The 10,556-nt window shown below is 51.1% G+C and carries 8 protein-coding genes; 6 read left to right on the forward strand and 2 right to left on the reverse strand.

Annotated elements, in window-relative coordinates:
• Positions 1–260: 260 nt before the first annotated feature.
• From ACEWFR_RS05310 to ACEWFR_RS05335, 6 genes are all read left to right on the forward strand, one after another.
• Positions 261–2,252 (forward strand): N-6 DNA methylase, encoded by a 1,992-nt coding sequence (locus tag ACEWFR_RS05310; protein ID WP_374060042.1) that lies wholly within the window; start codon positions 261–263, stop codon positions 2,250–2,252.
• The gene (locus ACEWFR_RS05315; RefSeq protein ID WP_374060043.1) at positions 2,252–3,625 is read left to right on the forward strand and encodes a restriction endonuclease subunit S; all 1,374 of its coding nucleotides are present in this window, start codon (positions 2,252–2,254) and stop codon (positions 3,623–3,625) included. The genes ACEWFR_RS05310 and ACEWFR_RS05315 overlap by 1 nt, the downstream gene beginning before the upstream one ends.
• On the forward strand, positions 3,622–6,603 hold the full coding sequence (locus ACEWFR_RS05320; RefSeq protein WP_374060044.1) for a type I restriction endonuclease subunit R: 2,982 nt from the start codon (positions 3,622–3,624) through the stop codon (positions 6,601–6,603). The genes ACEWFR_RS05315 and ACEWFR_RS05320 overlap by 4 nt, the downstream gene beginning before the upstream one ends.
• A 52-nt stretch (positions 6,604–6,655) precedes the next feature.
• Positions 6,656–6,946 carry a TATA box-binding protein gene (locus tag ACEWFR_RS05325; RefSeq protein WP_374060064.1) on the forward strand — a complete coding sequence of 97 codons (291 nt, stop codon included), beginning with the start codon at positions 6,656–6,658 and terminating at the stop codon, positions 6,944–6,946.
• Complete coding sequence (locus ACEWFR_RS05330) at positions 6,947–7,168, forward strand: TATA-box-binding protein (protein ID WP_374060045.1); 222 nt, start codon at positions 6,947–6,949, stop codon at positions 7,166–7,168. It abuts the gene before it with no gap.
• 112 nt (positions 7,169–7,280) lie between these two features.
• Positions 7,281–8,426 (forward strand): hypothetical protein, encoded by a 1,146-nt coding sequence (locus tag ACEWFR_RS05335; protein WP_374060046.1) that lies wholly within the window; start codon positions 7,281–7,283, stop codon positions 8,424–8,426.
• 42 nt (positions 8,427–8,468) lie between these two features.
• Here ACEWFR_RS05335 and ACEWFR_RS05340 read toward each other — a convergent pair whose 3' ends face one another.
• Complete coding sequence (locus ACEWFR_RS05340; protein WP_374060047.1) at positions 8,469–9,650, reverse strand: hypothetical protein; 1,182 nt, start codon at positions 9,648–9,650, stop codon at positions 8,469–8,471.
• Between the two features lie 166 nt (positions 9,651–9,816).
• The coding region (locus tag ACEWFR_RS05345; RefSeq protein ID WP_374060048.1) for a hypothetical protein at positions 9,817–10,556 on the reverse strand (740 nt) is incomplete at its 5' end.

A 10,556-nucleotide genomic window follows, 5' to 3' on the forward strand; every position in this document is an offset into this window, starting at 1 on the left:
CTACTGTCAGGGGTTTCACTCTTACACTAGGATTGCCCTATGAGTGCCGAGGGCGACTTTCTATCCATACATTCACGAGGAGAAGTGGACGAACGTCGGAGAATCGCGTCTGCTATCCTCTGAGAGAGGACAGTCGTAATCAAGAGGCGAATAGAGTACACTCTGAGAGGTCACATAGGCCCGATCTTATGTGGTGGATTCAACATTAGGGCACGCAAGTCACCAACGCTTAAGAATTGGCTCTTCATGGAAGATGGTAGATGGTTAACGGATTTAGTGAGAAGGTCGACTTCATTTGGTCTATTGCCGACCTCCTCCGTGGCGACTACAAGCAGTCGGAATATCAGAAGGTTATTCTTCCACTCACGGTTCTCCGCCGACTCGACTGCGTCACGGAACCGACGAAAGACAAAGTGCTCGAACGCGCCGAAGAACTAGAAGATCAGGGTATCGAAAACGTCGGCCCGATGCTCAAGCAGGCGTCGGGGCAGAACGTCTATAATACGAGCGAATACACCTTCGGCTCGCTCTGTGACGACCCTGACCAGATCGCGAACAATCTCAAGTATTATATCAATTCCTTCGACGAGGACACGAAGGAGATTCTCGACAAGTTCGATTTCGACCACCAGGTAGAGCGCCTCAACGAAGCGGACCTCCTTTACAAAGTCGTCCGTCAGTTCGCCGAGATCGACCTCCATCCCGACGAAGTACCGAACGAGGAGATGGGGTACATCTACGAGGAACTCATCAGGAAGTTCTCTGAGCTTAGCAACGAGACCGCTGGCGAGCACTTCACCCCTCGCGAAGTTATCGAGCTAATGGTCAATCTCATCTTCGACGAGGACGACGAGGCCCTTACCGAACCAGGTGCGGCGCGAACAGTGTACGACCCCGCCTGTGGGACCGGTGGTATGCTCAGTGTCGCTGAGGACTACGTGCGTGATCTAAACCCAGATGCTCGTCTCCACCCCTTCGGCCAGGAGTTGAACCCCGAGAGCTATGCCGTCTGTAACTCGGACATGCTCATCAAGGGACAGGAGCCGGACAACATCGTCTACGGCAACTCCTTCACCAACGACGGATTCAGTAGTGACACCTTCGACTACATGCTCTCGAATCCACCATTCGGAGTTTCATGGAAGAAGGTCAAAGAGACCATTGAGCAGGAGCACGAGGAGCAGGGCTTCGCCGGACGATTCGGTGCGGGAACGCCGCGAGTGAGTGACGGCGCGTTCCTCTTCCTCCAGCACATGATCAGCAAGATGAAAGAGCCCGAAGACGGTGGTTCGAAAATCGCGATCGTGTTCAACGGGTCGCCGCTCTTCACCGGTGGTCCGAATAGCGGCGAGTCGGCCATCCGCCGGTGGATTATCGAGAACGACTGGCTCGACGCCATCGTGGGTCTACCGGAAAATCTGTTCTACAATACGGGCATCCACACATACATCTGGGTCCTGAGTAACGACAAGCCCGAGGAACGCCAGAGCAAGATCCAGCTTATCGACGCCCGTGAGATGTACGAGGAGATGGACGAGAGCCTCGGCGAGAAGCGTCATAAGCTCACCGATGATCACATCGACGAGATTACGAATATCTTCGGCGATCTGGAAGCTAACGGTCGCTCGAAGGTTCTCGACAACGAGGAGTTCGGCTATCGACGCATTGTGATCGATCGGCCCTTGCGGATGAGTTTCCAGGCGACCGAGGAGCGCATCGAGAGCCTGGACGACGAGCGGGCGTTCACGAACCGCGACAAGGAGACCCAGGAGGCAGTGAAGGAGGCGCTGAAAACGCTTGATTCGGAGAAACAGTGGATGGACAGAGACGAGTTCATGGACCAGGTCGAGGTGTGTTTCAACATGCACGGTGTGGACGTACGGAAGAGCGTTCACAACGCGATCGAGCGGGCGCTCGGCGAGCGAAATCCGGATGCTGAGATCGTCACGAACAGCAAAGGAGAGCCAGATCATGATAGTGACCTTCGCGACCGAGAGCGCGTGCCACTGGACGAAGACCCGCGAGAGTACTTCGAGCGAGAGGTGAAGCCTCACGTCGAGAATGCGTGGATCAATGAAAGCAGCAAGTACCACGACGACCAGGACGGGGAACTCGGTGTCGTCGGGTATGAGATCAATTTTGATAGGCACTTCTACGAGTACGAACCGCCGCGATCGTTAGAAGAGATTGACGCGGACATTCAGGAGTTAGAAGAAGAAATCGTCGAACTACTCGGGGAGGTCACTCAATGATGGAAAAAGGCAACGAGGAGACAGTCGATTCTAACAACAGCCGATGGAAGCCAGACTCATCACATCTTTCCCCAGAGTGGAAGCTAGAGCGGCTCAAGCATGTCTCCCAGGTCAACCCCTCCGGTGTAGACAAAAAGTCCAATGACGACGAGCTTGAAGTTGAACTCTGCAATTACACCGAGGTATACAATAACGAGTTCATAGACCATTCGTTCGATTTCCTGAGTGCCACTGCTACTGAGCGTGAGATTCACCGATTCGAACTTCGGGAAGGTGACATACTCTTCACAAAGGACTCTGAAGACTGGGAAGATATCGGAGTTCCCGCCTTTGTCTCCGAAGACTTACCAGGGGTTCTTTGTGGATACCACTTGTTCCTAAGTCGTCCAGATGAGGAGGTCGTATTCCCTGAATTCCTTTTTTGGGCTCTTAACTCGCGCTACGTCGCGTTTCAATTTGAGGGTGCGGCAACTGGAGTGACGCGGTATGGCCTGACAACGCGTGATGTGGCCAACGCTTGGATTCCATACCCACCGAAACCTATACAGAAAATCATCGTATCATACCTTAATTATCAGACTCGCAAAATTGATCGACTCTATAATCAGAGTGAAAAACTAATTCAATATTTGAATGAGAGATATTCGGCATTGATAACTAAATCTATAAGCAATAGTCAGTATAGAAATTCCCATACATTTGGTGAAGACGTTGGAATGTCTGTCAATTCTGATCAGCCTAAAATTCGGCACATATCTAAATCTGTCACAAGTGGGCCAAGAAGTTGGGCTCAATATTATAACGAAAGTTCTGAGGCAAAGTTTCTCAGGATAACAAACCTCCAGGATAATGAGATCCAATTAGATCTAGATGACCTCAAGTACGTCTCCCCTCCTAATGATTCTGAAGCTAAAAGATCACGAGTCCAACCAGGCGATATCCTTGTTTCAATTACTGCGAACATTGGGGCAGTTGGGATTGTTCCTAGTGACATTGGTGAAGCATACGTGAATCAACATATTGCTGTTATTAGACCGCCAAAGTCAGTTCTTTCGAAGTGGATAGCATATTACTTAGCAAGCCATCGGGGACAGTATCAACTTCTTCAACCAGTACGGGGAGGAACAAAAGATGGGCTTGGATTAGCTGACGTTGGAAATGTACGTGTTCCTTTCCCATCAATAAGTACACAAAGGTCTATCGTACAAAACTTAGATAAAGAGAGAAAAAGACTTGAAAAGCTCAGTTCTGAGTTAGAATCATTATTAGAACGGCTAGATGAGCAAAGGCGCGCCCTCATCACGAAAGCTGTCACCGGCCAAATTGATTTAAGTGATTGGCAACCACCTGACAAACAAGAAACGTTCGCATGACTCCAGGTATCCACGACGAAAGTTCGTTTGAGGAGTACATCGAGGCCCATCTTATCAACCACGGTGGTTACGAAGCAATCGACTCCGATGAGTTCGACCGCGAGCGAGGGATCTTCCCTAACGTTGTGGTCTCATTTGTCAGAGAGACCCAGCCAGAGAAGTGGAAGAAACTCGAAACTGCCTACAAAGGGAACGCTCGTGAAGCGTTCCTCCGGGACCTCACGAGTGCGCTAGAAAGTCGCGGAACGCTAGAACTCGTTCGCCACGGCCTTCGGACGACGGGGACAACCATCGACCTCGCCGCGTTCCAGCCGAATACCGGGCTCAATCCTGAGGTTCGCCAGCGCTACGATGCCAATCGGCTGGGTGTGACCACTCAACTATACTACTCGAAGGCAAATCCCCAGCGAAGTATCGACCTCTGTTTGAGCATCAACGGGATTCCGGTCGCGACGGCTGAGTTAAAGAACGCGAAGACCGGCCAGACCATCGAGTCGGCGAAGACGCAGTACATGTCGGACCGTGACCCTGCCGATCCACTGTTGAAGTTCAAGCGCGGCGCACTGGTCCACTTTGCCGTCGATACGAATGCGGTTGCATACACGACCGAACTCGCTGGCGACGATACGCACTTCCTCCCGTTCAATAAGGGCCATGACGGTGGTGGCGGGAACCCGCCGAACGACGATGGCCATCGGACCGCCTACCTTTGGGAGGAGGTCTGGGAGAAGGACAGCTGGATGGAGATCCTCCAGCGGTTTATCCACATCGATGAGGAAGAGGTTCGTAAGAACGGCGTCGTCGTCGAGGAGTCTGAGACGATGATCTTCCCGCGCTATCACCAGTTAGAGTGCGTCAGAAAACTCGTTCGGAGCGCTCGCGAAGAGGGCGCGGGGAGAGATTACCTGATCCAGCATTCAACAGGGAGCGGGAAGAGCAAATCTATCGCTTGGCTCACCCACCGTCTGGTTTCGCTCCACGACGAGAACGACGACGCAGTATTCGACGGCGTAGTCGTCGTCACTGACAGGACAGTCCTGGACGAGCAACTCCGGAACACGATATACGAACTTGATCACAAGACCGGCGTTGTCCACGGTATCGAAGGCAAGAACCGATCCAAGTCTGAGGAACTCGCTGAAGCATTGGAGAAAGGCAAGCCGGTCATTATAACGACGCTTCAGACGTTCCCGTACGTCATCGAGCACACGCAGGGACTTCCTGACCGCAACTATGCCGTAGTCGTCGACGAAGCACACAGTAGCCAAACCGGTGAGATGGCCCGCGAGATGAAACAGATACTTGCGGGAATCGAGTTCGACGAAGACGACGACGCTGAGGACGTGATATCTAAGACCGCGAAGTCGCGATCCTCCCAGGAGAATCTCAGCTTTTTCGCCTTCACTGCGACCCCGAAAGGCAAGACGCTCGAAGCATTCGGAGAGTCGGTCGACGACGGTGAGACCTACGAGGCATTCCACCTCTACTCGATGCGTCAAGCGATCGACGAGGGATTCATCCTCGACGTCTTGCAGCATTACATGACTTACGACACGTTCTACGGCATTGCGAAGGTCATCGAGGAAGACCCACAAGTTCCGAAGAAGAAGGCGGTCAAGGCCGTCTCGCGATTTCTCGAACTCCATCCGCACAATATTTCCCAGAAGGTCGAGATCATCGTCGAACACTTCCGCAGGCATACTCAGAAGAAGATCGGCGGTAAAGCGAAGGCGATGGTCGTCACGAAGTCACGACTACATGCCGTTCGTTACAAGAAGCAGATTGACGACTATATCGATGAGAACGACTACAGCGATCTGAACGCTCTAGTCGCCTTTAGCGGAACCATCGAAGACGACGGTGTCGAGTTTACCGAGCCCAAGATGAACGACGGGATCAAAAAGACCGAACTTCCGAGTAAGTTCGAGAGCCCGGAATATCAGGTACTCGTAGTCGCCGAAAAGTACCAGACGGGCTTCGACGAGCCTCTACTCCACACCATGTACGTGGACAAGAAGCTCTCAGGCATCCAGGCCGTCCAAACGCTCGGTCGGCTTAATCGAACTCATCCGGGCAAAGAGGACACGTTTGTCCTCGACTTCCAGAATGACGAGGACGACATCTACGAGGCGTTCCAGCCGTTCTATGAACGCACGACGGTCGAAGAGCCGACCGATCCACAGCACATCTATAAGCTCGAATCAGAACTTGACGCGTTCCAGATCTACAAACAATCTGAGGTCGATGATTTCGCAAAGGAATTTTTCAGCCTCGACAACAGGGGTACTGAACAGGCTCACGCCAAATTAGAGACGGGGATCCAAGAAGCAAAGGACCGTTTCATGGTCAAGGACAAGGAAACGCAGGACGACTTTCGCTCGACTCTGAAAGCGTTCCTCCGGCTCTACAAATTCCAGACACAGGTCGTAACATACTCTGATCCTGATCTAGAGAAGCTATACACATTTGGCCGATTTCTATATAAAGAACTTCCCAGCAAGAGCGGTTCGTCCCGCGTGGAATTCAACGACGAACTGGCTCTGCAGTACTACCGTATAGAGAAAGCAAATGAGGGATCGATCGAGCTTGATGAAACCAGTGGTGAGGTAGCCTCGCCTAATACAACCGGGACTGGTAATCAAGAAGATGAAGAAATCGAACTGTCTACCATTGTGGAGAAAATAAATGAAGCTCTGGGTACCGACTTTACCGAAGCAGATCGCCACTTCCTCGATCAACTCAAGGAAGACGCACTCGAAGACGAGAGTCTCCGTCAGTCGGCTCGAGTGAATTCGAAGGAGAACTTCGCGCTGGAGTTCGACCGTGAACTCACGAAGATGTTTATAGACCGCAGAGAACGGAACAAGGAACTGTTCGCAGAATTCATGGATAACGAAGAGGTTCAAGAGATTATCACGGAGCACCTTCGGCAGGAAGTCTATCGGGAGAGCCAACCCTCTGAATCATCAAAGGGGTAGCAAAGGTGGTCAAATGACACTCCAAATTGTCAATGTCGTAGCCTCTGGGTGACTGAATGCCGAGTTTGATTTGGAGAAAGTCGCTGCCGATATCGATTCGATTGCTGAGTACGATCCCGACAAGTGTCCCGGCATATATCTGCGATTTGAGGAAGACGCCCCGCTCATCACCGTTTATCGAACTGGAAAATACATCGCAACCGGAGCAGATTCGGAGGAAGAAGCATATGCAATACGAGAACGCTTTTTCAAACTGCTCGCCGGGAACGGCATGATTCCTACCCCCGATGACGAGTGGTTCCGAATTCAGAACATCGTCTGCACAGCGGAACTGGGGGAATAGTTGAATCTCAATGCGCTCGCAATCGGTCTTGGTCTCGAAAAGACCGAATACGAGCCTGAGCAGTTCCCTGGATTGATTTATCGACCAACAGGAGCCGATAGCGTCGTTCTTCTCTTCGCCTCTGGGCGTGTTATGATTACGGGAAGCCTCGATCTCGAAACAACAGAAGACACCTATGAGGAACTACAAGAGGAGATAAGCGACCTCCTTGCTGTCGACTAATGGGTAGACGGGGGATTTCAATGAGACATAGTTCCATATGAACTTGCGGCCCTCAGCTCCCCATAGGTTCATGTATCGTGCTCGGAGTCAGACATAGATAAGAGGATAATAGATGTCGTTAGAAGAGGTTCAGGAGTTTGCTCGTACGAGTGCCGAAATCCTCGCAGAGGACGAGGTACAAAATAGCCGAATTAGCGAGTCGGAATTAGTCTCTCGATTCCTCGCTGCCTTAGACTATGATGTTACTCCAGAACCAGTTATTGAGAGTGAAGGTAGATTACGCCCTGATCTCCTCGTCGAAGTTTCGGAAGGTCACTCGATCATTTTCGAGTTTAAACGACCGAGTCGCAACCTAAATGGCTACGCTACGGATCAAATAAGGCACTATCTTGAGAGTGATTTCGATGCCGACTGGGGCATAGTAACGAACGGGAAAGAATATCGGATTTATAAAAACGTCCAAGGAGCGAGTCGGAATCAAATTCTACACATAGAAACATTAGATCTCGTAGAACTAGCAGACGATCCGGAACCGGCACGACTCCTCGAACGAGACCAATTATCTAGACTTCATGAATGGTCATCAGAAGTACTACCGAGGGAGACTGATGTCGTTCAATCCTGGAGCTCACACCTTTCGGGCTCTCTAGGACCGATTCTACAGGCCGTGGAGTTCCAGAAGAAATTAGAGCGGCGTGACGACCCGTTAGACGATCTCCACGGCTTCCTACTCGAAAACTCGTATCTTCATCCGGACTCATTTCGCGGGTATATCAACAACACGCTCGGAATTGCTGATCGGATCTCGACAACAGTCTCGGACGATGCATCTCAGAAGCTTATCGCCGAATCGTCCGAAGTTCCAGCATTGAGCTCCGTAACGCACCCTCAGCCGGATCCGACTATATTCACTAAAACTAATATGGCGATCAATACGCATCTCGAAGGTCCAACTGGAGCGTCTCTAAATATGTTACAAGGTCAAAATATATCGTCGTTAGTAACCGTAAATCAGAGAATTTTACGCTATAGTGCGGATACGTACGACGAAATTCTTCAGACAGATCCGTTCTATACGGATGGAGGGAATATCCATCGGTCAGATATTATCGGAGCCGCAGGACAGGCCACAGCGGGATTAACGATGCTTTCGTTCGGTGCATTAAATGGGGATCCGGTAGCATCGATTAGTGGATCCGGACTTCTCTTCGCTGCTGTCTCAGAGTTTCCGGAAGAAGTCTTACAAGACTACAAGTAGGGCGGTTCCCAGTAGAATTACTCCGTCACTTGAGGACAGAAGTTACGATTTGTGTAGCCCATACTCACGGGGTAGATCGTGCTCACCGAGGTCGAGGAGTTCGACACGATTTCGGTCGTCGTCTACCTCAAAAATGATTTTCTTTGTCCCTCCGAGTAGATCTCCATAATAGCGCTGTTTCGGTCCTATTCCCCGCCCCTTCCACTCAATCTTTCGCGGATCTTTCTTCAGGTCCCCTACAACGCTATCTATGCGACTCGTAATACTCCCATCGGCCTTTTTATATGCACTCTTCCATGTATCCGTACGGACAACAGTCCATGTTTGCCCAATCGGATATTCATCTTGTGCATATGATGCATTATCCGAATCCGACTCCCGCCTCGTAATGTAGACGGAAATACGAGTCGGAATCGCTCTCGAAATCCTCGTATCGAATACTAATCGTCTCGCTAACTCCACACCCCCTCGTGTAGGATGTGAGTTCCCTTGAGCGAGAAGAGAGCGTGAGACCTCATAGCAGCCATCATCAAAGTCATCATCGGTAAACTCCGTATAGTGTATAGTCTGTGATCGGCGGGCTGCTACCGTCCGTTCGAAGAGCGGCTGAAAGAGCCATGAGGGAGACCGTTCTACGCAGGCCTGACTTCGGGCGACATACGCGTTTGCGACGGCTTCCTCGACGCTTTCGTTAATCGATGACGGGAAGAGCTGCTGGTGATGATATTGTGGATAATAGAGTGTGTCTGCTACATCCTCAGCGTAGGCCGCGAGAAGCTCGGCTTGATGATGGAACCACTGATGCCGGAGAAGAATTTCCCTTGCGAGCGCGAACGCATCTTCGATTGAATCGAATTGAGGCTTTCCATCGAAGAGACGATCTCCACTTTGAAGATCGTTCTGTAGTAGAAATTCGGTTGCTTCCTTACGCGTCTCAACTAAGGACCCGACCCTACTCCACTGATAGAGTAAATGGCCTAAAAATCGAATCCCGCGCTGCCGAATGTAGATACCGTATGTATCCTCATCTTCGTGAAACGGAACATACGTCGAAACGGCGTCGAGACCATATTGACCTACTAACTCGTCCCAACCGCGTTCGATCTCCCCGATCGCGTTCTCATATCGAACGACGTTTGGATTATCCTCGAGATCATCATCCTCGCCTTGAATGCGAAATTCGAACTCGTCGAGGGGAATGACGTGCTCGTCGGAACTCTTCATCGTCGATTGCTGTCGATCTCTGACCCACTGTGGTGGTATGTCGCCTAACTGTGGCACCGATGCAGAGGGGCGATATGCACTCCCACTCTGATATCGCTCGAGAAACGCCCGAATTGAGTCGAGGCTCGACATTGCTTATGACATATAATTCATTATCCTAAGAATATTATCCTTCCTGTAACCGACTATATCGTTCTTGTACGTTCTGTCTAAACGGATCTAACCAGTCTTCAAAGGAGGGAGTGTCAACAGCCGGTCCCCCGAATAATCGCGTAAGGATTCCTCTTTCATCTTGCTCATCTCCATAACGAAGGTAGATCGAGACAAGTTTGTGGTTCGAGTAGTCGCCGCGCTCTAATTCTTCGAACGCTTGTTCGACGACTCTCGGATCTCCATTCTCCATCACGTTTGCGATGGCAAGAGCCCAAGACCCGACTTCTCCGCCTTCGATCCGATCCACATAGTAAGCTGTCGTAATGAGCGTCTGTGTTACGAGCACTCCATATGAGGAGAGAGGCGGCTGCGCGGCATCGGTCGCGATCTGCTCCCACGCGTTTCTGAAACTTCCATCCGCTAAGGGATAGTCGTCGTTTCGGTAGGTGTACCGAAGAATCGCTTCGGTGATCTTCCCTACCGCACGATGATATCGAAGGAATCGCTCAGCGGCTTGTGATGGCGATTCTGTTTCTTGTTCGTGTGGTTGATGCCAATTGATCTGGGCACCGTCGACATCACTACCGTACTCCTCTAAAAGGCACTCCTGGAGCTCCGGGAGGGTATTCTTCATATGGTTTCTGATGAGGTCCTGATAGACCCAGTGGTCGGCATCCCGGCGGAGGAGCACCACTAACCGATAATTGAGACCGTGGAGAAGTGTCCGATAGGTTTGCCACGAGTATGGGACTG

The organism is Natrinema sp. H-ect4 (assembly GCF_041894845.1).
In the GTDB taxonomy this organism is placed as follows: domain Archaea; phylum Halobacteriota; class Halobacteria; order Halobacteriales; family Natrialbaceae; genus Natrinema.

What these genes read in the sequence shown, in the direction of transcription:
- ACEWFR_RS05320 (WP_374060044.1), top strand. Translation starts at nt 3,622, where the DNA reads ATGACTCCAGGTATCCACGACGAAAGTTCGTTTGAGGAGTACATCGAG.
- ACEWFR_RS05340 (WP_374060047.1), bottom strand. Translation starts at nt 9,650, where the DNA reads ATGAAGAGTTCCGACGAGCACGTCATTCCCCTCGACGAGTTCGAATTT.
- ACEWFR_RS05335 (WP_374060046.1), top strand. Translation starts at nt 7,281, where the DNA reads ATGTCGTTAGAAGAGGTTCAGGAGTTTGCTCGTACGAGTGCCGAAATC.
- ACEWFR_RS05310 (WP_374060042.1), top strand. Translation starts at nt 261, where the DNA reads ATGGTTAACGGATTTAGTGAGAAGGTCGACTTCATTTGGTCTATTGCC.
- ACEWFR_RS05315 (WP_374060043.1), top strand. Translation starts at nt 2,252, where the DNA reads ATGGAAAAAGGCAACGAGGAGACAGTCGATTCTAACAACAGCCGATGG.